This is a genomic window from Bradyrhizobium canariense, from assembly GCF_019402665.1.
GTDB classification, from domain to species: domain Bacteria; phylum Pseudomonadota; class Alphaproteobacteria; order Rhizobiales; family Xanthobacteraceae; genus Bradyrhizobium; species Bradyrhizobium canariense.
This window is the reverse complement of sequence record NZ_VSST01000019.1, coordinates 267,708-292,258: the sequence shown is the minus strand read 5'-3', so window position 1 is coordinate 292,258 and position 24,551 is coordinate 267,708. Positions and strand designations below refer to the sequence as shown.

Sequence of the window (24,551 nt, the reverse complement as noted above, 5' to 3'; positions counted from 1 at the left end):
ACCTACGCCGTGCCTACCCGTTCCGCCGTTCGCCGCGCAGCGTCGGCAGGCCGATGCCCGCCGCATCGAAGCCGCCATCGACGGCCAAAATTTGTCCGGTGATGTAGCTGGATCGTTCCGAGCACAGGAAGTAGATCGCTTCGGCGAGTTCCTCTTCCAGGCCGTAGCGGTTGAGCGGGATGGCGTCATGGTAGTCGGCGCGGATCTCCCTGGTGTGCACCTGCTTCGCCATCGCGGTGTCGACCGGTCCCGGTGCGACCGCGTTGACGCGGATGTTGAAGGACGCAAGCTCGACCGCGAGCTGCTTGGTGAGGTGCGCGAGGCCCGCCTTGCTGGTGCCGTAGGCCGAGCGCAGCGTCGAGGCGCGCACCGCCGAGATCGAGGTGATGTTGACGATGGCGCCGCCATTGCCGTCGCGCATCAGCGGCACCGCCGCCTTGGTGCAGAGAAACGGGCCGGTGAGGTTGACCTCGAGCACGCGCCGCCAATCGGTCTCCGACGTCTCCATCAGCGGCGCGAACACGGCAATGCCGGCATTGTTGACGAGCGCGTCGAGCCGGCCGAACCGCCTTTCGACCGACATCATCGCGGCGGCAACCGCGGCTGCGTCCGAGACGTCGCAGGTCAGCGCCAGCGTGGCCTCGTCCCGGCCGATCTCGGCGACCGCGCGGCCGAGCAGCTCGCCCTCGATGTCGAGCAACGCAACCCGCCAGCCCTCGGTCAAAAACTTCTTCGCGGTCGCAAGCCCGATGCCACGCGCGGCTCCGGTGACGAGGGCAACGCGGTGCGGGGTAGGGGGCATTGGCTGATCGGTCCTTATGAAAGATCGCGCGAGCGCGAGCCTCTTTTACTTCGCTTTCGTTCCGACGAGGAAGGCCTTAACTCGAAGCCACGATGTCGGGACGGTCCTCGATGGATCGTCTTCCAGGGGATCATTGCCAGGGAGACCCGGAATGTCCAACGATCACGAGCGCCTGATTCGAGACCTTTTCGCCGCATATCTCGACAACGACCGGCAACGGGTCGCCGACGCGTTGGCGGACGATTTCCGCTTCACCAGCCCGTTCGACGAGGACCTCGACAAGGCGGCCTATTTCGAGCGTTGCTGGAGGGACACCGGCTGGATTGCGCGGCACGACATCGAGCGGATTGTCGTCCAAGGTGACGAGGCCTTCGTCACCTATCTCTGCCTGGCGACAGATGGCAGGAGCTTTCGCAACACCGAGTTCTTCACCTTCGCCGGCGGCAAGGTTCGCCGCATCGAGGTTTATTTCGGCGCTGCCCGGCAGGACGGGCGTTTCCTGCCGCAGGCGCGCTAAATAATTGTCGCCACGCTGTCGGTTCCGTCAGGGTTCGCTCGTCTTGGGTAAGGGCGACTAAGCAAGCAAGGAACCTCCATGCGATTCATGATGCTGATGATCCCGCTCGGCTACGAGACCGCAGCGCCCGACGTTCAGCTCGATCCCGAGCGGGTCGCTGCGATGATGCGCTACAACGAGGTGCTGAACGACGCCGGCGTGCTGATCACGCTCGACGGCCTGCACCCGCCCTCGATGGGCGCGCGCGTCTCGTTTGCGGCCGGCAAGCCCATCGTGACCGATGGCCCGTTCGCCGAGGCCAAGGAGGTCCTGGGCGGGTACTGGATGATCGAGGTTGCATCGCGTGCCGAGGCGATCGCCTGGGCCAGGCGGTGTCCGGCCGCACCGAACGAAATCATCGAGATCCGTCAGGTGCAGGAGATGAGCGACTTTCCGCCTGACGTGCAGGAGGCCGCCGCCGGTTTCGGCGACCTCAAGAAATAGCCGCAGCTTTGTCTATCCATCAGCAAAGGAGAGAACCGATGAGCACCGATACCTATCTCGCCGTTTTCCTCGGCAGCAAGACCAGCTCCAAATGGGCCGCATGGGATGCGATGCCCGAGGCCGAGCGCAAGGCGAAGGAGCAGGAGGGCATGGCGGCCTGGAAGGGCTGGGTCGAAAAGCACCAAGGCGCGATCCAGGCCATGGGCGGGCCGCTCGGCAAGACCAAGAAGGTCGACGGCAAGGGCCTCGCCGACATCGCCAACGAGATGGGCGCCTTCACCGTGGTGCGTGCGGCCTCGCACGAAGCCGCGGCGAAGATGTTCGAAAACCACCCGCACTTCACGATCTTCCCCGGCGAACGCGTCGAGATCATGCCGGTGCTGCCGATCCCTGGCGGCTAGGGCTTCGGCCGCTGCCCCGGACCGGGGAGAATACGGGCTGATCAACCCGTCGCCGCTAGTGACCTTCCTGCCCAGCTCATGTAAAGGTCGTTCACATGAGCTGGCGCAAGGAGACGCGCCGCGCCGAGCGCGGCTATCACCACGGCAATCTGAAGGAAGCCCTGCTGCAGGCCGCCCTTGGATTGATCGCCGAGAAGGGCGCGGCCGGCTTCACCTTTGCCGATGCCGCGCGCATGGCCGGCGTCAGTGCGGCGGCACCGTACCGGCATTTTCGCGACCGTGACGAACTGCTGTCCTCGATCGCGCAGCGCGGTTTCGAGCAGTTCGAATCGCGCCTGACCGCGGCCTGGGACGACGGACGGCCCGACACCGTCACGGCGTTCGAGCGTGTCGGCAGGGCCTATCTCGCCTTCGCCCGCGAGGAGCCCGCGTTCTACAACGCGATGTTCGAATCGGGCGTGCCGGTGGATGTCAATCCGGCGCTACAGGCCGCTAGCGAGCGTGCTTTCAACGTCATTCGTGCCGCGGCGGAGCGGCTTGCCGCGCTGGCGCCGCCGGGCACGCCGCGGCCTCCGGCGATGATGATGGCGCTGCACATCTGGTCGATGGCGCATGGCGTGGCCTCGCTGTTCTCCCGCGGCGATGCCGCGCGTCGAAAGCTGCCGATGTCGCCGGACGAGCTGCTCGAAGCCGAGGTGCTGATTTATCTCCGCGGTCTCGGCTTCCCGACCGATCGCCGTCCTCCGGCGAAAAGCGCCGAGCCGCCGCCGGTGCCACCGGAGGCATCCTCCGGTTCCGGCGTGCCGCCCGGTGGTCCCTGGGGCAAGCCGAAATAAAGTTACCCAAATAATTGCCTCGCCCTGTCAGGCGGTCGGCTTGACAAAATCGCGGGATGATCTACCTATGTAAATGTTATTTACATTCACAACGGCGCTGATGCCGTCATGGAGAGGGAAATGGCCTACACCGCTGATGTCAATCGATGGCGCGGCCCTTCGGACCAACACTACGAGCGCCCCCACATGCTCAACACGCCTTGGCATCCCGGCTGGATCGCCGTGACCATCCTCGGCTTCATCATCTGGTGGCCGATCGGACTTGCCCTTCTCTTTTTCACACTCGGGAGCAGAAGAATGTCGTGCTGGAGCAACCAGGATCGCTGGCAGAACAAGATGGAGCGGATGCAGTACAAGATGGACCGTATGCGCGGCCGCATGGAGCGCCACGGTTTCGGCTTTGGCTTCGGCCCGCCCTCGAGCGGCAACCGCGCCTTTGACGAGTACCGCACCGAGACATTGCAGCGGCTCGAGGAAGAGCAAGTCGAGTTCAAGAACTTCCTCGACCGTCTGCGTCACGCCAAGGACAAGGAAGAGTTCGACCAGTTCATGGCGCAACACAAGACGCGCCCGACCCCGCCGCCGACCGACCAGCAGCAGGGTTGATCTCAAGGTTGATCTCGAGACTGACGCTTCTCAAAGCCGTCAGGCGCATGCCCCCAAAGTCCTGATGGCCCCAAGCCGCCCGCCTGCGCAACCCGCAGGCGGGCGGTTTGTTTTTGGGAATGCGCGGCAGGCCGCCGCGACCGTCTGGAAATGTCCTGGCCTGGAAAGTCTTGGCCTGGAGAGACTTGGTCAGCGCGCCGTGGCGAGCTGCGCGCGAACCGACTCCAGGAAGTGTTCGTAGGCGTAGTCCACGATCTCGTTGAGTGATCGCGTTCGCGCGAACATCGCCTTGGCCTCGGTGAGAAACTCCTCGCGGGTGGGAATCTTCGGCAAATGCAGATGGGTCAGTGCATCGACGCCTTCATGCGCGCGACTGAGGATGTCGTGCAGCGTCGGCAGTTGCAACTGGGCCAAATCGGCTCGGCGTAGCGCCGACGAGATCGCGTGCGCCAGGGTCTGCGCATCGAACCGTCCGGCAAGCTCGCGGGCCGCCCGGTTGATGACGCGTGCGCCGAGCGGCTGCTCGTTGCGCAGCACCTGCTCGGGCGGCGACTTCATGTTCCAGACGATGCCGAACCAGGACAGCGCCTTCAGGATGTAATAGGTGATGTCGATCTCCCACCAGCGAAAACCCTGCCGCACGCTGCTCTGGTAGGCGTGATGATTGTTGTGCCAGCCCTCACCGAGGGTGAATAAGGCCAGCAGCCAATTGTTGCGGGAATCATCGCCGGTCACGTACCGCTTGCGTCCATGCACGTGGGCGAGGGAATTGATACAGAAGGTCGCGTGATAGACCAGCACGGTGCTCCACAGGAAGCCGACGACGAGACCGGACCATCCGCCAACCAGGAAGCAGAGCGCAGCCAGCGTCACGGCCGGCAGGAGTTCCAGGCGATGCAGCCACATCAGCTCCGGATAGGCGGCGAAATCGCCGACCTTCACGAGGTCGGTGCCATCGTGCTCCCGGTAAAAAATCCAGCCGAGATGGCTATAGAGGAAGCCTCGGTGACGCGGCGAATGCACGTCGTCCTCGGTATCGGAATGCAGATGATGATGTCGATGCTTGGCCGCCCACCACAAAACGCTTTTTTGCGCGGTGCTTTGCGCAAGCCAGGCCAGGATGAACTGAAACACCCGGCCGGTCGCAAAAGCCCGATGGGAGAAATAGCGGTGGTAGCCCGCTCCGATGGCAAACATGCGCACGACATACAGCGAGGCGCAGATCGCGACGGCCTGCCAGGTAATGCCGGTCCAGATGGCGGCAACGCAGCCGAGATGAACCAGCAGGAACGGCAGGGCGGAGGGATACATGATGTCGTCGTGTTGGTCGTCGGCGGGGGCGTTGGGCGACATGTATTGGCGTGACCTTGGATGACAGAGATTCGAGTTTCGCTTCGGCAGCATTGAGGGCCGCTGTGTACGAAAAACCCGGCGATGGCGGACCACCGCGGGGTCTTGAACGAGGTGCTTGGACAACCCTGGCCCAAGGCGGCCGCACGCGGCAAAGTCAACCTGAGGCCATAGCTTCGACCGCGAACTCGACGGCCTATATATGATCCAGGCCGCTTGGCATGCAAGCTCGTAGCGTCACGGGGTGCGTGGCGCGCGGGCTGCCGACGGTTTATATCCGACAGTGAAAAGGAAGCGTCAAAATACCGCAGGCAGCAAGTATGGCGGAAGCGGCGATGACGGCGAGCGAGGCCCTCTGGCAGGAGATCCGCGACGAGGCGCAGCGCGCAGCGGCAGCCGACCCCATATTCGGCAAGGCTCTTGTCGGACTCATCCTCGTCCATGACGATTTTACCGCCGCACTGTCCGATCTGATCGGACGCCGGCTTGGCGACAGCGCGGCCGAACGCGAGCGCTTCACGACGTTTTCCCGCGACGCCTTCCATGGCCAGCCGGATCTGATCGAGGTGGCCGGCTGCGACTTACAAGCCATTGTTCTCCGCGATGCCGCCATCACCGGACTGTTGGCGCCGCTGCTGCATTTCAAGGGCTACGTCGCCTTGCAGGCATGGCGCGTCTCGAACTGGCTCTGGCATCACGACTATCGCGACGCGGCGCTGCTGTTTCAGAACGAGGCCTCCAACGTCCTGCAGGTCAGCATTCATCCGGCGGCGAGCCTGGGATCATCGGTGTATCTCGACCACGCCACCGGCATCGTGATCGGTGCAGATGTGGCGATCGGCGACGACGCCACCATCCTTCAGAACGTCAGCATCGGTCGTGGCACGGAACTGCCGGCCCGCTCGCCTCGCATTGGTCGCGGCGTCTTCATCGGCTCCGGCGCCGCAATTCTCGGCAACGTCAGCATCGGCGATTTTGCCAAGATCGGCGCCGACACAATCGTGACGAGCGACGTGCCCCGGGGCTGCACCGCAATCGGCAATCCGGCGCGGCTGACCAATTGCCCCGAACCCGCCTCGGCGGCCTGACTCGCCCTCACGTCATCAGGCGATGTGCTCCTCGTTCAGGCGGCGCGGCGGTGGCGCTCGCCGCCGTGATGCGGGGTGACCGGCTCCGAACTGGTCTGGCCCGGCGCGTCCAGCACCGCGACATGATGCCGGTAGACCATTTCCCAGCCCTTCCATCCCGTGAACAGGAGGATGCCGACCACGATCAGGGACAGCGCCACGCCCCACGGCTTGATCGCTGCCTCGGCGCCTTGCGCGTAGCGGAGGTAGAAATTGATCGCGGCCAGCACGACGGCCGCCAGATTGCCGACCATGTGATACCAGGCATCGTTGAGGCTGCGGATACGGGCGTCGCTGAAGAAGTCGGTGAAGCCGGCCACGGCGGCAACGAGCGCCATGACGATGCCGGCGCCGATCAGCCACATGGCGGCTCTGGCCCAGAAGCCGTCACCGGTTCCGATGAAGGCGAGATCGGCGATGGGCGCGCCCACCAGGAAAGCGACGGGGAACGGGATGATCATGGGGTGGAGCGGATGGTCGCCGATGGCGGCGGTCGTCTTGGGGTTGATGCTCATGGCAAAACCTCGCGAGAAGTGATTTTCCGGACAATTTTTCGGGCGAGGGCTGGTTCCTCCGACGGATAGCGGCTCCGTTTTGATGCGCCCGCTGGAAACGGAACTCTGGTGTCCCCGGCGCAACGCAACGTCCTGTCGAGGACGCGCCGCAGAGCCGATGCCCCCGCGCGGGCTTTGCGGCGCGTCGGGAACACGGACCCGCCCGCCGCGCCACCCATCCCCCTGCACCCGCTCTCTTTCCCGCCGCCAAATTCGCCTGCGGTAACCCAGCATTAACCATCGCCGGGCTCTGGTAATTGCGGACAATCGCGCCCAAAGCCTGAAGTCTGAGCCTTGGGGTCGGGCCCATAGTTTTGACATCTTGGCAGGGAATGCAGGCGGCTGGCTTTGGACGAGCCCTGCACCCCAGAAAGACAAGGCTTTGAGCGGGCTTGCCGGCCGCGCCGGTTCTAGCGCGGCTATTGGGGAACCGGCGGCCATTTGCTGGCCGGGACATTAGATCGGGACATCAGGTAACGATCGCCTTGAGAGGATACTGCTTATGAATCCGGCCGACGTGGCTCAGTCAGCCCTTCCGGTTGCCGCTTCCGCGGACGTGTCGCTGATCGCGCTGTTCTGGCAGGCTCACTGGATCGTGAAAGCGGTGATGCTGGGGCTTCTCGCCTGCTCGGTCTGGGTCTGGGCGATCGCCATCGACAAGATCTTCCTGTTTGCCCGCACCCGCCGCTCGATGGACCGTTTCGAGCAGGCTTTCTGGTCCGGCGAGTCGATCGAAGACCTCTATCGCACGCTCTCGGCCAAGCCGACGCATTCCATGGCGGCCTGCTTCGTCGCGGCGATGCGCGAGTGGAAGCGTTCGTTCGAGAGCCAGGCCCGCTCGGTCGCAGGCCTTCAGATGCGCATCGACAAGGTCATGAATGTCTCGATCGCCCGCGAGGTCGAGCGGCTGGAACGCAGGCTGCTGGTGCTCGCCACCGTCGGCTCCGCCGGCCCCTTCGTCGGCCTGTTCGGCACTGTTTGGGGCATCATGTCGAGCTTCCAGTCGATCGCGGCGTCGAAAAATACCTCTCTGGCGGTGGTGGCCCCCGGTATCGCGGAGGCGCTGTTTGCAACCGCCGTCGGCCTTATCGCCGCCATTCCTGCCACTATTTTCTACAATAAGTTCACCTCCGAGGTGAACCGGCAGGCCCAGCGGCTCGAAGGCTTCGCCGATGAATTTTCAGCCATCCTGTCGCGTCAGATCGACGAGCGGGGCTGACGGACGGCATGTATAGTGTGAAGGGCAATTTGGGCACCAGACCATGGGCATGAACGTTGCGAGTTCGTCCGGAGGCGGTGGGCGCCGTGGCCGGCGCAAGCCGGTCGTGGCCGAAATCAACGTCACGCCGATGGTGGACGTGATGCTGGTGCTGCTCATCATCTTCATGGTGTCGGCGCCGATGCTGACGGTCGGCGTGCCGCTCGACCTGCCGCAGACCCAGGCCAAGAGCCTCGAAAATAACGATCAGAAGCCGATCCAGATGTCGGTGGACATCAAGGGCAAGGTGTTCATCAACGACGCCGAGATCGCGATCAACGAACTGATCCCCAAGCTGAAGGCGATCACGGATGCGCGCGGCGGGCTCGAGGAACGCATCTATCTGCGTGCGGACAAGAAGGCGGATTACGGGACGGTGGCCAAGGTCATGGGCCAGTTGTCCGGCGCAGGCTTCAAGAAGCTGGCGCTCGTCACGGAAGCGGATCAGGGGTAGACCGTGAAGGTGAAGGTCGACAAGACACTCGTTGCGTCGATTGCCCTCCACGTCCTCGTGCTGGGATGGGGGCTCGTCACCTTTAGCAGCAGGGCTTTCGTTCCGGCCGAAGAGTCGCTGCCGATCGACATCATCTCCACCGACCAGCTCGCGCAGATGATGTCGGGGCAGAAGACCGGCGACAAGAAAGAGCCGAAGCCGAAGGTCGAGAAGATCGCGGAAGCCAAGCCCGAGGAAGACGCTGTCGGCAAGGTCACCGAGAAGAAAGAGCTGATCAAGACCAACTCGACGCCCGAACCGCCACCAAAACCCGTCGAAAAACCGGTCGAGAAGAAGCCCGAGCCGCCCAAGCCCGTCGCCGAGGCGAAGCCGAAGGAAGAGCCGAAGCCGCCGGAAAAAAAGCCTGACCCGGCCAAGGAAGATCCGATCGCCGAGCTCCAGAAAAAGCTCGAAACCAAGAAGCCGCCGCCCAAGCCGCCGGAGCAGAAGGTCGCAGCGGTGCAGCCGCAGCAGGTGCCGAAGCCCAAGGAGCGCAGCTTCGATCCCGCGCAGATCCAGCGCGATCTCGACAAGCGCGCGGCGACCCGGCACGAACTCGCCGGCTCGACGCTGAATGCGTCGGCCTCGCTGGGATCGACGAGCGGAACGGCCGCCAACAACATTGCGACCTGGCGGGGGGCGTTCCAAGGGGCGGTGAAGCGCTGCTTCACGCCGACCTATAACGGGCAGGATGCGGATCAATACGAAGCCGACATCGACATTCCCATGAAGATCGACGGATCGCTCGCGTCCGAGCCGATCGTCGTCGCGGTGAGGGGGCCGTCGCGGTCGATCGCACAGGCGGTGGCGGAGAGTGCCAGACGCGCCATCGTGCAGTGTCAGGTCTATTCGTTCATGCCGAAGCAGCAATACGAGAGCTGGAAGCTCATTCCGATGACTTTCGGCCTGAAAGACATGTTGTGACATCCGAACAAAAGAATTTTGCGATGAATGACGTTCGATCGATGAACCGCCGCCGCTTCATGACCCTGACCGGATCGACGCTCGCGATGCTCGGAGGCGGGCAGGCCTTCGCCCAGCAGCCGCAGGGACGGCTCCGTATCGATCCCACGGAGTTTCGGCCGATCCCGATTGCGATCACCAATTTCGTGCCCGGCTCGCCGGCCGACGGCGACGTTGGCAACGGCGTCACTCAGGTCATCACCAACAATCTGAAGCGCTCGGGCCTGTTCGCGCCGGTCGACCAGGCTGCCTTCATCGAGCGCATCAGCAACATCGACGTCGCGCCGCAATTCGAGAACTGGAAAACCCTCAACGCGCAGGCCCTCGTCACCGGCCGCATGACGCGGCAGCCGGACGGGCGCCTCAAGGCCGAATTCCGCTTGTGGGATGTGGTCACCGGCCAGCAGCTCGCCGGCCAGCAATATTTCACCTCGCCGGAATATTGGCGCCGCATCGCCCACATCATCTCCGACCAGATCTATGAGAAGCTGACCGGCGAGAAGGGCTATTTCGACAGCCGCGTCGTGTTCGTCGACGAGACCGGGCCGAAGGAGCGCCGCGTCAAGCGGCTCGCGATGATGGACCAGGACGGCGCCAATGTGCGCTATCTGACCCGCGGCTCCGACCTCGTGCTGACGCCGCGCTTCTCGCCGAACTCGCAAGAGATCACCTACATGGAGTTCGGGCAGGGCGATCCGAAGGTCTACCTGTTCAACATCGAGACCGGCCAGCGCGAGATCGTCGGCAACTTCCCGGGCATGACCTTTGCCCCGAGGTTCTCGCCGGACGGCCAGCGCGTCATCATGAGCCTGCAGCAGGGCGGCAATTCCAACCTGTTCGTGATGGATCTGCGCTCGCGCTCGACCACGCGCCTCACAGACACGCCCGCGATCGACACCTCTCCTTCCTACTCCCCGGACGGCGCCCGCATCTGCTTCGAGTCCGATCGCGGCGGCAGATCGCAGATCTATGTCATGGCCGCGGGCGGCGGAGCGGCGCAGCGCATCTCCTTCTCCAAGGACGACAACAACGCCACCTATTCGACGCCGGTGTGGTCGCCGCGCGGCGATTACATCGCCTTCACCAGGCAAGGTGGCGGGCAGTTCTCGATCGGCGTGATGAAGCCGGACGGCTCCGGCGAACGGCTTCTGACTTCCGGCTACCACAACGAAGGCCCGACCTTCTCGCCGAACGGCCGCGTGCTGATGTTCTTCCGCGATCCGGGCGGCAGCGGCGGGCCGTCGCTGTTCTCGGTCGACATCTCGGGCCGCAACGAGCTGAAGGTGCCGACGCCGGGCTTCGCCTCCGACCCCGCATGGTCGCCGCTATTGTCCTCGACATCGGGCTAGCCGCCCGTCCTCGATGCGCAATGATTTGACCGCGCGCCTTTTTCGAAAACTTGGCGCGATGTTTCCCCGCGATAATTGTTCTTTAAGGTTGCACTCGGCAAACTTTTCCCATGGGTTTGTTTCTATTGATCTATTTCGACTGTTGCTCGTTCAAAACAACTCGACTTTAACGATATTCCCTCAGAAAGACTTCATACCGGATCGGTAAAACTGCGCTCCAGACAGGACGCGCGTAAACACCAGATGCAGTTTGCAAGTCAGAGCGGAGAGCCGGAACAGCGGCCGCCGAAAACTTCGGCGGCGCAAATCGATTCGCTGTTCGAAGCGCCTGGTCCGTTGCTGGCCGGACTCATTTTCGTGTCGATCGGTGCGGCCCTGACCGCGCTGAGGACGGGCGAGCCTCTGATCTGGGCGTGCGTCGCACTTCTTGTCCTGGCCGGGACTGCGCGGGCGATCGACCTGCGCCTCTATCAGGCACGCCAGTCGGTCATGACCATCGCGGCGGCAGCACGCTGGCAGAAGCGCTATCAGATCGGGGCAAAGATCCAGGCGGCTGCGATCGGCATCTGGTGCGCCACCGCCCTGCTGGCCACGGACGACGCTGTGGCCCACATGATCGCCTTGTCGGTCACCACCGGAATCGCGGCGGGCGGCGCGGGCAGGGCATATGGCCGGCCTGCGATCTTCCACCTCCAGGCCGTGCTGATTTTCGGTCCGGCCGTGCTTGCCTTGGCACTGCGTGGAACGCCCTACTACATCGCGATGGCGCTGGTCAGCGCCGCGTTCCTGATGGCGATCATGCAGCTCTCGGTGAATCTGCACCGAATCTTCATGGGAGCGGTCGTGGCACGGGAGCGTGAAGCCGCGCTCGCCGGCCAGTTCGATACGGCGCTGAACAACATGCCGCACGGCCTCTGCATGTTCCGCGTCGACGGACAGCTGGCGGTCATGAACCACCGCTTCGGCGCAATGATGAATCTGCCGGAAGGTCTGGCGCAACGCGGCGTCAACGCGCGTGACATCGTCGCGGCATGCGTCAGCGCCGGATCCATCTCGGCTGGGAGCGGCGAGCGGATCGTCACGGACATCGAGAGTTCGCAAGCCAAGGAGATCATCACAGCCGATCCCGATACGCAGCGAAACAGGTCGTTGTCCTGGACTGTCCAGCCGATGGCTGACGGTGGCGCGGTGGTGCTGCTCGAGGACATTACCGACCGTCGCAGCGCCGAGGCCAAGATCACGCATCTGGCGCGCTACGACGACCTCACCGCGCTTCCCAACCGCGTTCATTTCCGCGACGAGATCGAAAGGCTGCTGGCGATCTCGCACGACGCCGAGCGCCTGTCCGCGCTGCTGTTCGTCGACCTCGACCAGTTCAAGCAGGTCAACGACACGCTCGGCCATCCCTGCGGCGACCAGCTGCTGTGCGCGGTCGCCAACCGTCTGCGCGAGATGCTGCGCCCCGAGGATTTCGTCGCCCGCTTCGGCGGTGACGAATTCGTCGTGTTCCAGGAGAACATCTCCTCGCCCGAGGACGCCGCTGCGCTGGCGCGCCGCATCGTCGAGCGGCTGAGCGAGCGCTACCGCATCGACAATCATCTGGTCGAGATCGGCGCCAGCGTCGGCATCGCGTTGACCGCGCCGGAGGGCATCAGCGCGGACACGCTGCTCAAGAACGCCGACATGGCGCTGTACCGGGCCAAGGCCGACGGTCGCGGCACCTTCTGCTTCTTCCGCGACGAGATGGCGGCGACCGTCGAGGCGCGCCGCATCCTCGAGCTCGATTTGCGCAAGGCGCTCGCCAACGAGGAGTTCGAGCTGTTCTACCAGCCGCTGGTCAATCTGAAGTCCGGCAAGATCACGACTTGCGAGGCGCTGCTGCGCTGGAATCATCCGGTGCGCGGCACGGTCTCGCCGGTCGACATTATCCCGGTCGCCGAGGACATGGGGCTGATCGTCGATCTCGGCCGCTGGATCCTGCGCCGCGCCTGCATGGAATGCATGAAATGGCCGGAGGGTGTCAGCGTCGCCGTCAACTTCTCGCCGCAGCAATTCCACCAGCGCGACGTCTTGAGCGAAATCCGCTACGCGCTCGAGGTTTCGGGGCTCCCGGCGCATCGGCTGGAGATCGAGATCACCGAATCCTCGCTGTTGCGCAACACCCAGCTCACGCACGACATTCTGTCGCAATTGCATGCGATCGGCGTGGGCATTTCGCTGGATGATTTCGGTACCGGCTATTCGAGCCTCAGTTACCTGCACAATTTCCCGATGCAGAAGGTGAAGATCGACCGCTCCTTCCTCGAAGGCATCGATGCCGACCGGCCGCTGACGCTGCTGCGCGGCGTGGCGCGGCTGTCGGCCGATCTCGGCATGGCCGTCGTGGTCGAGGGCATCGAGACCAATGATCAGCTCGAGCTGATCAGCGCCGACGGCACCGTGACCGAAGGGCAGGGCTATCTGTTCAGCCGGCCGGTGCCGGCAGTCCGGATTCGCCAACTGCTGAATGCCTCGCATGGCCGTCGCGGGGCTGAGGACCAGATCGTCATGGTGTCCTCGCGATCGATCGCCTGATCTTTCGCTGCCCCACTTCTTCAACGCCCTTGGCTCTCGTTCGCGCCCCGTGTTTTTGCGGGCCGCAAAGGTTAACCCTAACGTTTCTAAGCCTTTGCAATTCCGTTAATGAACCATTAATCTCGTCACACTCGCAGAAGTTGCTTTGGAGTGTAGGGGTACTGGATGACGTCTGGGGCTGAACCGCAAACGGTGCTCCTTCCGCGGGGAGCCGCTCTGTTTGACCGCATCGATTACCGCCTGATCGAAACTCCTGAGGACCGAGACAACCTCTATCTGATGCGGTACCGGGCCTATCTGCACGCCGGACTGATCGAGCCGTCGGAGTCGCGGCGCGTGACCGATCGCTTCGACGATGCGCCCAACACCTGGAATTTCGGGGTCTATGTCGATGGAGAGCTCTGCAGCTCCGTTCGCATTCACGTCCTGACGTCCGACTGGCGAATGTCCTACACGACCGAAGTGTTTGGCGACGTCCTGCATCCCCGGCTCGACCGCGGCGAAGTCCTCATCGATCCGTGCCGGTTTGTTGCCGATCCCGAAAAGCACCAGCGTTTTCCGGAGCTGCCCTATCTGACGGTGCGGCTGGCTTTTGTGGCTTGCGATCATTTCAACGCCGACACGGGGCTGGCCATGATCCGGACCGATCATCAGGCGTTCTATCGTCGCATCTTCCTGCACGAGACCATTTCACCGGAGCCGCGCGGGTTTCCGGGCTGGCCCACCAAGAAGGCCGTGCTGATGGCGTCCGATTTCCGCAACCAGCGGGAAAAGGTCCTGACGCGCTTTCCGATCATGCGCTCCAGCGCTTTTGAGCGGCGCATGTTGTTTCAACGCAGCGGCCCGCGCCAGGCGGCCCCGCGCCCGGTGTCGCTGGCGACGCAGCGGACCCCGGACGTAGCCGCCTCGGCAACGGGTTCTGCCCGCTAGGCGCTAGGGTCTCCACACGACGAGCCTAAAATTCCAGCAAAGCCCGCGGTTTTTGCCGGTCGGCGCGGCTTGCCTTCACCATCGCGCCACATTTACAACCCATTAACCATGACGGTTGCTTTTCGCTGGTTGGGGGCATTTGACCGGCTGTGGCAAGGTTCCATCAAGGTTGACGGAACGTTCGCTTAACCAACCCCCTGTAGACCGGACAGCAGTGGACGAAACGTGAGCGTGGAGGCTCCGGAATGAAACATCCTATGCGCATCCTCCAGGGATTGAAGCTGGCCGCGGTGCTTGCCGTCGCGTTGTCGATGGGGGCCTGTGCCAACAAGAACGCTGCCACGGATGCGATGGCCAACGCGGCGACGCCGGGCAGCCAGCAAGACTTCGTCGTCAATGTCGGCGACCGCGTGTTCTTCGAAAGCGACCAGACCGATCTGACCCCGCAGGCGATCGTGACCCTGGAGAAGCAGGCGCAGTGGCTCCAGAGCTATCCGCGCTACAGCTTCACCGTCGAAGGTCATGCCGACGAACGCGGCACCCGCGAATACAATATCGCGCTCGGCGCCCGCCGTGCCCAGTCGGTCCGTTCGTTCCTCGCCTCGCGCGGCATCGATCCGAACCGCATGCGAACGATCTCGTACGGCAAGGAGCGGCCGGTGGCCGTTTGCAACGACATCTCCTGCTGGTCGCAGAACCGCCGCGCCGTCACCGTGCTGAACGCGAGCTCCTGACGATCGGTCAGGCGCCGTTCATCTTCAGAAACCGATTATGCCGGCGCCCTCTCGGGCGCCGGTTTCGTTTCAGCGATCTGTGACGGAAACCCGTTTGTTACAGTCACAGTTTTGGCGTACTCCCCTTCAATGTGTGGCGCGTCGAATGTTCGGTCGCAGGCCATTTCGCTTTCGTCGTCAGGGCAAGATGTCATCCAGATTTAAGGTTTTCACCGGCACCGTGGCGATCGCCGCGCTGCTCTCTTTGTGCTCGCCCGCCCTCGCACAATCGGACGATGCAGATCCCGAGATGCGGATCGAGCGGCTGGAGAATCAGCTGCGCCAGCTCACCGGCCAGAACGAAGAGCTGCAATATCGCAACCGCCAGCTCGAAGAGCGGCTGCGAGCGCTCGAGGGCGGCGCGCAAGCTGCACCCGGCCAGGCGCCGGTCCAGCCCAATGTCGCGGCCATGCCGCCCGCGCAAGCCGCGCCGGCCTATCGCCAGCCGCCGCACCAGCAAGCGGCCCAGCCGAATTACGAGCAGCCGCAGATCGCCTCTCCGGCGCCGATCGTTCAGGAGCAGCCTGCGCCCGGCGCGCCGGGCACGCGCCGCCGCGGCGATGCCTTCGACCCGAACCAGAGCCCGAATGCGCCGGGTGCGCCACGCGCGCTCGGCGGCGGGCAGCAACCGATGCCCGCCGGTGCCCCGAGCGGCGCGCCCGGCGGCCGTGGCGCCGGCGAACCGCTCGATCTCGCCAATAGCGGCCCCCGCTATCCGCAGGCGGCCGCACCCCAGGCTGCGCAGCCCGGCTATCCGCCGGCCCCATCCGGCTCTCCCGCGCCGGCAGGCGCCCCGGCGCTGACGACCCTGCCGCCCTCGGCAACGCCGCGCGACGAATTCGATCTCGGCATCGGCTACATGCAGCGCAAGGACTATGCGCTGGCCGAGCAGACCATGAAGAATTTCTCGCAGAAATATCCGAGCGACCCGCTGCTCGGCGACGCGCAATACTGGCTCGGCGAGAGCTATTTCCAGCGCCAGCAATATCGCGACTCCGCGGAAGCCTTCCTCGCCGTCACCACCAAATACGACAAATCCGCCAAGGCGCCGGATGCCCTGCTGCGGCTCGGCCAGTCGCTGGCGGCGCTGAAGGAGAAGGAGGCCGCGTGCGCCGCCTTCGGCGAAGTCGGCCGCAAATATCCGCGCGCTTCGGCCGGCGTCAAAGCCGCGGTCGACCGCGAGCAGAAGCGGGTGAAGTGCTGACCCGCGGCGATTGATCCTGACAAGATTGATGGCGCTGCGCTAAACATTCGGTCCATCCGCGGACGATTGCAGCGTCATGTCAGACGACGACAATTCACCGATCTCGGCGCGTGAGGCCAAGCTCCTCTTCGCAGACCTGAAAGGCGCGCGGGGACTGTTGCTCGCGGTCTCCGGCGGGCCCGACTCGGTGGCGCTGATGTGGCTTGCGGCGCGCTGGCATCGCAGCCTCGCACACGGCCCGCGTCTCACCGTCGTCACCATCGACCACGGCTTGCGGCCGGAGGCGGCGCGCGAGGCGCGCGAGGTCAAGCATCTCGCGGCCGGGCTTGGCTTGCCGCACCGGACGCTGCGCTGGCGCGGGGCAAAGCCGAAAACGGGACTGCCGGCCGCCGCGCGCGAAGCCCGCTACCGCCTGCTTGTGCAGGCCGCGCGTGCCGCCGGTGCGAGCCACGTGCTGACCGCCCACACCCGTGACGACCAGGCCGAGACCCTGTTGATGCGTCTTGTCCGCGGCAGCGGATTAGCCGGGCTGTCGGCGATGGCCCGTCTCACCGAGCGCGACGGCGTTGTCCTTGCGCGTCCACTGCTCGACGTTCCGAAGTCGCAGCTGATCGCGACCTTGAAGCGGGCGAAGATCGGCTTTGCCGACGATCCCACCAACCACGACGCTGCCTTTACCCGGCCGCGGCTGCGTGCGCTGCTGCCGCAGCTGGCGGCGGAGGGCGGTGATGCCCGCAGCCTGGCTCGGCTCGCCGCAAGGCTGGCGCGCGCCAATGCGGCCGTCGAGGTGATGACCGATGGAGCCGAGCGCTTCCTCCGTCTGCGGGATCGCGGCGATGCGCCGCAGGCCGGCGTTCGAAGCTTCGAGGCCCCCGTGTTTGCCGCCCTGCCGGAGGAGGTCCGGCTGCGGATCCTGCTGCGGGCCATCAACGCGTTCGGGCATGAGGGACCGGCGGAACTCGGCAAGGTCGAATCTCTCCTGGCCGTGCTCGATCAGGCCATGGCGGCGGGAAGTACGGCTGCAAATGGCCGGCCGGTGGTGAAGCAGACCCTTGCGGGAGCCTTGATCAGCCTTGCCGGGGGGCGTATCCACATCGCGCCGGCGCCGGCGCGGCGGCGCAAGGGGAGCTAAGCCGCGGACCATGACACCAGCCGTTTCGGCGGCGCGACGTCAGGTCACCTTAACCAGGCGGGAAAAACCCCTGTCCGGGCGCCATTATTTCAGCGGGAATCGCTCTAAGATGGGATAAATAGTCCCATCTCGTTCCCTTGGCAGCGACCGGGGCGGCACCTAAATTGTAATGCGTCTAACCGAGAGGATTCCTTGGGATTTCCTCGTACGGCTTAAAGTAACTGCCCGAGGATCAGGCCGCGATCCGCGCGACCACGAAGGAAGATCGATGAACGCCAATCTGCGCAATTTCGCCCTCTGGGTCATCATTGTCCTGCTGCTGTTGGCGTTGTTCACGCTCTTCCAGAATCCGGGTCAGCGCGCCTCCTCGCAGGACATCGCTTTCTCCCAGCTGTTGAGCGAGGTTGACCGCGGCAATGTGCGCGACGTCGTAATCCAGGGGCCGGACATTCACGGCACCTTCACCAACGGCTCGAGCTTCCAGACCTATGCGCCGAGCGATCCGACGCTCGTGAAGCGCCTCTATGACAGCAAGGTGCAGATCACCGCGAAGCCGCCCGGCGACAACGTGCCGTGGTTCGTCTCCCTGCTGGTCTCCTGGCTGCCCTTCATCGCGCTGATCGGCGTGTGGATCTTCCTGTCGCGGCAGATGCAGGGCGGCGCCGGCAAGGCGATGGGCTTCGGCAAGTCGCGCGCAAAAATGCTGACTGAGGCGCATGGCCGCGTCACCTTCGAGGACGTCGCGGGCGTCGACGAAGCCAAGCAGGACCTGCAGGAGATCGTCGAATTCCTGCGCGACCCCGGCAAATTCCAGCGCCTAGGCGGCCGCATTCCGCGCGGCGTGCTGCTGGTCGGACCTCCCGGCACCGGCAAGACCCTGATCGCGCGTGCGGTCGCGGGCGAAGCCAACGTGCCGTTCTTCACCATTTCGGGTTCGGACTTCGTCGAGATGTTCGTCGGCGTTGGCGCTTCCCGCGTCCGCGACATGTTCGAGCAGGCCAAAAAGAACGCGCCCTGCATCATCTTCATCGACGAAATCGACGCCGTCGGTCGTCACCGTGGCGCCGGCCTCGGCGGCGGCAATGACGAGCGCGAGCAGACGCTGAACCAGTTGCTGGTCGAGATGGACGGCTTCGAGGCCAACGAGGGCGTGATCCTGATCGCCGCGACCAACCGTCCCGACGTGCTCGACCCCGCGCTGCTGCGTCCCGGCCGCTTCGACCGTCAGGTCGTGGTGCCCAACCCGGACGTCGTCGGCCGCGAGCAGATCCTCAAGGTCCACGTCCGCAAGGTGCCGCTGGCGCCGGATATCAACCTCAAGACCATCGCGCGCGGCACCCCGGGCTTCTCCGGCGCCGACCTGATGAACCTCGTCAACGAAGCTGCGCTCACCGCCGCCCGCCGCAACAAGCGGATGGTGACCCAGGCCGAGTTCGAGGAAGCCAAGGACAAGGTGATGATGGGCGCCGAGCGCAAGTCGCTCGTCATGACCGAGGAAGAGAAGCTGCTGACGGCCTATCACGAGGGCGGCCACGCCATCGTCGGCCTCAACGTCGTCGCGACCGATCCGATCCACAAGGCGACCATCATTCCGCGCGGTCGCGCGCTGGGTATGGTCATGCAGCTGCCCGAGCGCGACAAGCTGTCGATGTCGCTGGAACAGATGACATCGCGCCTTGCCATCATGATGGGTGGCCGCGTCGCCGAAGAGCTGATCTTCGGCCGCGAGAAGGTGACTTCGGGTGCGTCGTCGGACATCGAGCAGGCGACGCGTCTTGCGCGCATGATGGTGACGCGCTGGGGCCTGTCCGAGGCGCTCGGCACCGTGTCCTATGGCGAGAACCAGGACGAGGTTTTCCTGGGCATGTCGGTGTCGCGCACCCAGAACGCATCGGAAGCGACGGTTCAGAAGATCGACACCGAGATCCGGCGTTTCGTCGAAGAAGGCTACAACGAAGCGACGCGTATTCTCACCGAGAAGCGCGCCGATCTTGAAGCTCTCGCCAAGGGCCTGCTCGAATTCGAGACGCTCTCCGGCGACGAGATCATCGACCTGCTCAAGGGCAAGAAGCCGAACCGCGAATCCGTGCTCGAGCCGACCACCCCGCGCGCCTCGGCCGTGCCGCCGGCCGGCAAGTCGCGCCCGCGACCCGATCCGGATCCCGGCCTGGAGCCGCAGCCGCAGGCGTAACCGCGCACGGCAGATTGAATTGAAAAACGCGGCGGAAACGCCGCGTTTTTTGTTGCGTGGTGCTTTTCGAACGTGGGCAACTGAGCATCTCGCGACGAACAGGTATGTGCGCAAAGCCGCCCTTGCGCAGTGCCGACCATCTATGGGCGCCGCCATTGGTGGCACCCTTACCTTTACTCGCTCTCCGACCCCGCGACTCATCGCGATTGGAGTCTGCGGTGAAGTCGTGGCATGCTCTTCCCAATTAAGGCGCGGCTCGACCGCGGAGACAAAGGGGAGGGCAAGCCGATGCGCTTTGCGAGGACATTGGGCGCGCTTGGCGCCGTTTCGTTCCTGATAGTCTCATTCCCGTCCGCTCCATCCGCCGCCGCCGAAATGCGCGGCGTCACCGCGACCGAGATCAAGATCGGCCAGACCATGCCCTACAGCGGGCCGGTGTCGGCCTTCGGGGCGCTCGGCAAGGGCGAGGTCGGCTATTTCAAGATGCTGAACGAGAAGGGCGGCATCAACGGCCGCAAGGTCAATCTGATCTCGTTCGACGACAGCTATGCGCCGCCGAAATCAGTCGAGCAGACCCGCAGGCTGGTGGAGAGCGACGAGGTCGCGCTGATCTTCTCCTCGATCGGTACCGCCCACAACACGGCGATCGCGAAATACCTCCAGTCCAAGAACGTGCCGCAGCTCTTCATCGGCTCCGGCGCCTCGAAATTCGCCGACGTCGCACAATATCCGCAGGCAACGATGGGCGTGCAGGCGCCGTTCCGCTACGAAGCGCGGCTCTATGCGCGTTACGCGCTGGCGAAGAATCCGAACGCGAAGTTCGCCGTTATCTCGCAGAACGACGATTACGGCCGCGATTATCTCGCCGGGCTGAAGGACGTGCTCGGCGAGAAATACGATACAGTGGTCACCGGCGCGACCTACGAGATCCAGGACCCGACCATCGATTCCCAGATCGTGAAGCTCAAGGCCTCGGGCGCCGATGTATTCGTGATCGCGGCGACGCCGAAATTCGCGGCGCAAGCGATCCGCAAATCCTTCGAGATCGGCTGGCGACCCATGACGTTCCTGTCAAACGTTGCGGTGTGGGTTTCGACGGTGATGGAGCCTGCGGGACTGGAAGCCGGCACCGGCATCCTCTCCACCGCTTACGTGAAGGACCCCGACGATCCCGCCTGGAAGGACGATTCCGGCGTCAGGGGCTGGCGCGAGTTCATGACCAAATATTTGCCGGAGGCCGACCAGCACGACACCAATTATGTCAACGCCTACAACAGTGCGATGGCGCTGGAGGCTGTGCTGAAAGCCTGCGGCAATGATCTGTCGACCGAGAACATCCTCAAGCAGGCTTTTGCAATTCGCGATCTCGAATTGCCGATGCTGCTGCCCGGCATCAAGGTCAACACCGGCACGACCGACCATGTCCCGGTCGACCAGATGCAGTTCGTGCGCTTCAACGGCAAGAGCTGGGATAGATTCGGCGAACTGCAGACGGGCAATTGATGATTGATGAGGGATCGGCTTTTTGATCGGGCCGATGCGAGTCCAGAACGGGGATCATCTCTCCCTACCGATAAGTCCGATCTGCCCGCGAATGCATATCCTGTCCGCTACTCATCACTTCGGCGTCCCCATCGCCAGCCGCAGATTGGATTCAGGAATGCGGCGACATTGCCGGCTCGCCAGACCCTGCCGGACCGCGCAACGCGCCGAAGACGACGCCAATGAGAGCGACGATGAGGAGCGGCGATAGTCGTCCCGCCGGAATATACACCGCCGGGCTGAGCAACGGCACCATCCAGATGCCGAGCCCGATCAGCCAGTCGCGAAAGCGTGGAGCATCGATCGATGCGGCAAGCCACAGCACGACGGCGACCGTCAGCAGCGTCGCGTCATAAGGGCCCGAATGCGGGGCCGCCAGCACGGTTGCCGCAAGCAGTACGATCAGCTTGTTGTTGGTGCTGAGCGAGGAGCGAAAGGCCGCGAACGTCGCCGCCGCGCTCGAAAGGATCGCGGCCAGCTGAAGGATGGAGGCCAGCCGCTCCGGCAGGCCCAGCAGCATTGCGCAGGCCCACACGCTGTGACCCCAGATGCGGCCATAGGCGAGCCATTTCGCGTCGGGGTTGATCAGATTGTTGTATGCCTGCGGTATCCACCAAAGCCACAATTCGACGCCAAAAATCACGGCACTTGCAGCCGCCAATGCGAATGCCGAGCATGCAGCAGCGCACAGGCTGCCATAACGGCGCGACCCCACCAGCGCGAGCGGGACGAGCAGAAAGAATTGCGGCTTGAAACTCAGCAGCCCGAGAATTGCCCCGGCCAGGAGCGGTCGCGGTCCGAGCAGCCTGATGCCCGTGACCAGCAGCGCGGCAACGAGAAAAGCGCATTGTCCATCGGCCAGGTTGAGAGATGCCGATGGCGAGACCAGCACGGCCGCGATGATGTAGGGCGTCAGTTGCGGCTGATCGGCCCGGTTGCGAAGCGCCCAGCCCAGGAAGCCTGCGGTCGCGGCCTGGAATGCGACATAGGAGCCGATGAAGCCAAGCGGCGCGAATGGCAGCAGCAGAACGAGGAAGCCGGGCGGATAGAACCATGGACGGAACTCCAGAGGGACCGAGAGCCATGATGCGAACGACTGGTTGAGATAGGCCGTGAACGCGTCACCATCGATGACCAGCGCAAGATTGCCGGCGAGCAACGATCTGATGGCGCCGTAAAACACCATCCAGTCCGTGCCGGGAGCGACGTGGTTCAGCCCGATCCAGCCGGGATGGGTGAAGGTGGAGATCAGGACGCCCCAGCCGAAGAGCGTTGCGATCGAAAACGCTGGCAACATCACGAGGGGAATTCCGATCCAGCGGCGCGATGGACCGGATATCTGCTGTTGAGCGGACGCGCTCACTTGACGGCTTCCCTCGAGGACTCCGCTTCCGGCGTCGCGCCGGCCTCTGTGCCGCCGGTTCGCACGTGGATCACGGCGATGTTGTCGGCGTAGAGCCGCTTCCAGCCCTTGATGTGGTCCAGCACCTGGGCGGCCGGCGCGTCCGCGACCATGAGCGTGGCGTCGATCTTGTACGCGTCGAGGAGCCGCGTCAGGGTGTCGAGCTTCTTGAGCTCCACGGCCTTGAAGACGTCCATGGCGAAGGTTTCGCCGTAGAGCTCGGCGCGGCCGTCGATGAAGACAGGGATGTCGCGCGAGATCAGATAGCCGCCGAACTGGTAGGCGTTGAAGATGCGCTGCGCCTGGCGTTCCTCGAGCAGATCGACGGCAGCGACCGGTGTCTGATCCATCGTGAAGGTGAAGCGGTGATGCGCCATGTAAAGTGAGGTCGAGGTCCAGCCGGCGGTCACGATCATCAGCGCACCGGTTGCGGTGACGTAGCGGGCGGCCCAACTCTCGCCGCCCTGCGTGCCAGGCTGTAGCAGCGCAGTCCGTTCGCCGAGGGGCTTGGCCAGCACCAGCGGTACCAGGAAGGCAAAGGCCTCGATGCTCCTGACGTGGGTGAGCGCCATCCAGGTCAGAAGCAGGATCAGAAGAATACGCGGCGGCGAGAGCGTCAGGCCGCGATACAGCCCGATCGCAATCAGGCCGAACAGCGCGCCTTCGAATGCGTTGAAGGATGCGAAGCTCGCGGGCGACCATTCGGAGATGACCGTCAGCAACTCGCCGAGATTGAGGATGTTGATCGCGCCGAGCAATGTGCGCCAGCCATAGGGCGTGACGCAGCTTGCGGCGAGTGCCGCAACACCGAACAGGAACCAGCGCGACAGCAGCCGGACCTGCTTGCTGGACTCCATGCCCCAGAGCGCCACAAACGACATCGGGCCGATCAGCGCCAGGCCCAGCACGAAGCCGCCATGCAGGTTCGACCACAGCGACATCAGCGGCAGCCAGTACCATGACGGGGCGCCCTTGCGGTCGGCTGCGGCCATCAACACGCCGACCCACGCGATCATCACGGGCAGCGCCAGCATGTGCGGCCGCGCCAGAATATGGTGCAGCGATAGCAACAGCGCGAACATCGCGAACAGGACCGCGCGCGGAATTTCCAGATGGGCCTCGAGCAGACCGACCAGGATCGCCGCCGACAATGCGACAGCAAGTGCGGTGAGGATCACCGGGCCGGCCCAATCCCATTGCGCGTAGGAGAGAGCGAACAGCACCTGCGACAACCACGAAGTCGAAACCCAGGGCGCCCCCGGCCGCGTGAAGGAATAGAAGTCGGTGTAGGGAAGCGCGTGGTGATCGAGGATCCATTGCCCGATCTTGATCTGCCAGAGCGAGTCGGAGTCCTGAAGCAGCGTGTCGCCGACATACAGGAAGAAGAGATAGGCGCCCGCACCGACGCATAGCGGCACCAGCGCTCGCGCACGACTCTGCACCGTGATGCTGTTGGCAAAGGAAAGGGACATGCCGCCTCGTCGTCCTGGTGTTTTTGTCGTTGTGCCGAGCGATCGACATTGGACCATGGCGGTCATAATTCCGGGTAAACCGGCGGTGCCGGGCCGGCTTGATGTCTCGACAATTTAACGGATCGTTTTAGATTTCGGTTTACCATCGGCGAATACACGCAAACCGCTCTGTGTTTCCGCAGTCGAATTAACTGCGGCGCAATTCTTTGCCACTACGTTTGGTTCCATGGTCAAGCGGCGCTGGGAAGCCAAAAAGACCAGATCAGTTGTAGCCTCGTGTACTCATTTGGAGCTCTTTATGAAGAACCTCGTTGCGCGTTTCGCGAAAGATGAATCCGGCGCCACCGCCATTGAATACGGTCTGATCGCCGCCGGCATCGCGCTGGCGATCATCACTGTCATCAACAGCCTGGGCACCACATTGAACGCCAAGTTCACCTCGATCTCGAGCAGCCTCAAGTAAGGCTGGACTCATCGCGAACTGAGAGAGCTCCGTCGTTGACGGGGCTCTTTTTCTTTTGGTCGACGATTTCCGGATCTGGGACATCGTGAAGCTGTAGCAAGCTTGTAGGACAGCAAAACGTCCGCCTCA

Annotated in this window: 23 protein-coding genes; 18 read left to right on the top strand and 5 right to left on the bottom strand. The window is 63.9% G+C overall.

The features are described 5' to 3' along the window. Positions 1–13: 13 nt before the first annotated feature. A complete protein-coding gene (locus FXB41_RS10575) occupies positions 14–802 on the bottom strand; it encodes an SDR family NAD(P)-dependent oxidoreductase (RefSeq protein ID WP_007596332.1) in 789 nt (262 codons plus the stop codon). Between the two features lie 151 nt (positions 803–953). On the opposite strand from FXB41_RS10575, the gene FXB41_RS10570 reads away from it, so the two are divergent. From FXB41_RS10570 to FXB41_RS10550, 5 genes are all read left to right on the top strand, one after another. Then, entirely contained in the window at positions 954–1,319 is a 366-nt protein-coding gene (locus tag FXB41_RS10570; RefSeq protein ID WP_007596330.1) for a nuclear transport factor 2 family protein, read from the top strand. 78 nt (positions 1,320–1,397) lie between these two features. Then, complete coding sequence (locus tag FXB41_RS10565) at positions 1,398–1,802, top strand: YciI family protein (protein ID WP_007596329.1); 405 nt, start codon at positions 1,398–1,400, stop codon at positions 1,800–1,802. Positions 1,803–1,840: 38 nt separating this feature from the next. Further along, positions 1,841–2,203 (top strand): YciI family protein, encoded by a 363-nt coding sequence (locus tag FXB41_RS10560; RefSeq protein WP_007596326.1) that lies wholly within the window; start codon positions 1,841–1,843, stop codon positions 2,201–2,203. A 95-nt stretch (positions 2,204–2,298) separates the two neighbouring features. Further along, positions 2,299–3,039, top strand: coding sequence for a TetR/AcrR family transcriptional regulator (locus tag FXB41_RS10555; RefSeq protein ID WP_007596325.1), 741 nt, complete (start codon positions 2,299–2,301; stop codon positions 3,037–3,039). A gap of 120 nt (positions 3,040–3,159) precedes the next feature. Continuing rightward, a complete protein-coding gene (locus FXB41_RS10550; RefSeq protein ID WP_007596323.1) occupies positions 3,160–3,645 on the top strand; it encodes a DUF2852 domain-containing protein in 486 nt (161 codons plus the stop codon). 189 nt (positions 3,646–3,834) lie between these two features. Here the strand turns inward: FXB41_RS10550 and FXB41_RS10545 are convergent, their stop codons facing one another. Further along, positions 3,835–4,998 carry an acyl-CoA desaturase gene (locus FXB41_RS10545; RefSeq protein WP_219681703.1) on the bottom strand — a complete coding sequence of 388 codons (1,164 nt, stop codon included), beginning with the start codon at positions 4,996–4,998 and terminating at the stop codon, positions 3,835–3,837. 317 nt (positions 4,999–5,315) lie between these two features. On the opposite strand from FXB41_RS10545, the gene FXB41_RS10540 reads away from it, so the two are divergent. After that, the gene (locus FXB41_RS10540; RefSeq protein WP_219681702.1) at positions 5,316–6,083 is read left to right on the top strand and encodes a serine acetyltransferase domain-containing protein; all 768 of its coding nucleotides are present in this window, start codon (positions 5,316–5,318) and stop codon (positions 6,081–6,083) included. 35 nt (positions 6,084–6,118) lie between these two features. Here FXB41_RS10540 and FXB41_RS10535 read toward each other — a convergent pair whose 3' ends face one another. After that, positions 6,119–6,637, bottom strand: a complete 519-nt coding sequence (locus FXB41_RS10535; protein WP_219681701.1) for a DUF2231 domain-containing protein — start codon at positions 6,635–6,637, stop codon at positions 6,119–6,121. Between the two features lie 541 nt (positions 6,638–7,178). On the opposite strand from FXB41_RS10535, the gene tolQ reads away from it, so the two are divergent. From tolQ to FXB41_RS10480, 11 genes are all read left to right on the top strand, one after another. Further along, complete coding sequence (tolQ, locus tag FXB41_RS10530) at positions 7,179–7,895, top strand: protein TolQ (protein ID WP_007596319.1); 717 nt, start codon at positions 7,179–7,181, stop codon at positions 7,893–7,895. Positions 7,896–7,938: 43 nt separating this feature from the next. Next, a complete protein-coding gene (gene tolR / locus FXB41_RS10525; protein ID WP_018453789.1) occupies positions 7,939–8,388 on the top strand; it encodes a protein TolR in 450 nt (149 codons plus the stop codon). A gap of 3 nt (positions 8,389–8,391) precedes the next feature. Continuing rightward, on the top strand, positions 8,392–9,351 hold the full coding sequence (gene tolA / locus FXB41_RS10520) for a cell envelope integrity protein TolA (protein ID WP_007596315.1): 960 nt from the start codon (positions 8,392–8,394) through the stop codon (positions 9,349–9,351). A 41-nt stretch (positions 9,352–9,392) separates the two neighbouring features. Continuing rightward, complete coding sequence (gene tolB, locus FXB41_RS10515; RefSeq protein WP_007596313.1) at positions 9,393–10,739, top strand: Tol-Pal system beta propeller repeat protein TolB; 1,347 nt, start codon at positions 9,393–9,395, stop codon at positions 10,737–10,739. 243 nt (positions 10,740–10,982) lie between these two features. Further along, complete coding sequence (locus FXB41_RS10510) at positions 10,983–13,313, top strand: putative bifunctional diguanylate cyclase/phosphodiesterase (RefSeq protein ID WP_219681700.1); 2,331 nt, start codon at positions 10,983–10,985, stop codon at positions 13,311–13,313. Positions 13,314–13,478: 165 nt separating this feature from the next. After that, a complete protein-coding gene (locus FXB41_RS10505; protein ID WP_007596306.1) occupies positions 13,479–14,243 on the top strand; it encodes an N-acyl amino acid synthase FeeM domain-containing protein in 765 nt (254 codons plus the stop codon). A 245-nt stretch (positions 14,244–14,488) separates the two neighbouring features. Continuing rightward, positions 14,489–14,977 carry a peptidoglycan-associated lipoprotein Pal gene (gene pal / locus FXB41_RS10500; RefSeq protein ID WP_007596304.1) on the top strand — a complete coding sequence of 163 codons (489 nt, stop codon included), beginning with the start codon at positions 14,489–14,491 and terminating at the stop codon, positions 14,975–14,977. Positions 14,978–15,164: 187 nt separating this feature from the next. Continuing rightward, positions 15,165–16,220: a tol-pal system protein YbgF gene (ybgF, locus tag FXB41_RS10495; RefSeq protein ID WP_007596303.1), complete on the top strand. Its 1,056-nt coding sequence runs from the start codon at positions 15,165–15,167 to the stop codon at positions 16,218–16,220. Between the two features lie 76 nt (positions 16,221–16,296). Beyond that, positions 16,297–17,352, top strand: coding sequence for a tRNA lysidine(34) synthetase TilS (gene tilS / locus FXB41_RS10490; protein ID WP_219681699.1), 1,056 nt, complete (start codon positions 16,297–16,299; stop codon positions 17,350–17,352). A 268-nt stretch (positions 17,353–17,620) separates the two neighbouring features. Continuing rightward, the gene (gene ftsH, locus FXB41_RS10485) at positions 17,621–19,543 is read left to right on the top strand and encodes an ATP-dependent zinc metalloprotease FtsH (protein WP_007596301.1); all 1,923 of its coding nucleotides are present in this window, start codon (positions 17,621–17,623) and stop codon (positions 19,541–19,543) included. 288 nt (positions 19,544–19,831) lie between these two features. Further along, entirely contained in the window at positions 19,832–21,046 is a 1,215-nt protein-coding gene (locus FXB41_RS10480; protein ID WP_219681733.1) for an ABC transporter substrate-binding protein, read from the top strand. Positions 21,047–21,197: 151 nt separating this feature from the next. Here FXB41_RS10480 and FXB41_RS10475 read toward each other — a convergent pair whose 3' ends face one another. Together FXB41_RS10475 and FXB41_RS10470 are read right to left on the bottom strand one after the other, a co-directional pair. Continuing rightward, the gene (locus tag FXB41_RS10475; RefSeq protein ID WP_219681732.1) at positions 21,198–22,382 is read right to left on the bottom strand and encodes a glycosyltransferase family 87 protein; all 1,185 of its coding nucleotides are present in this window, start codon (positions 22,380–22,382) and stop codon (positions 21,198–21,200) included. Between the two features lie 62 nt (positions 22,383–22,444). Continuing rightward, on the bottom strand, positions 22,445–23,959 hold the full coding sequence (locus FXB41_RS10470; protein ID WP_219681698.1) for a hypothetical protein: 1,515 nt from the start codon (positions 23,957–23,959) through the stop codon (positions 22,445–22,447). Between the two features lie 298 nt (positions 23,960–24,257). On the opposite strand from FXB41_RS10470, the gene FXB41_RS10465 reads away from it, so the two are divergent. After that, entirely contained in the window at positions 24,258–24,422 is a 165-nt protein-coding gene (locus FXB41_RS10465) for a Flp family type IVb pilin (protein ID WP_007596297.1), read from the top strand. Positions 24,423–24,551: the final 129 nt, after the last annotated feature.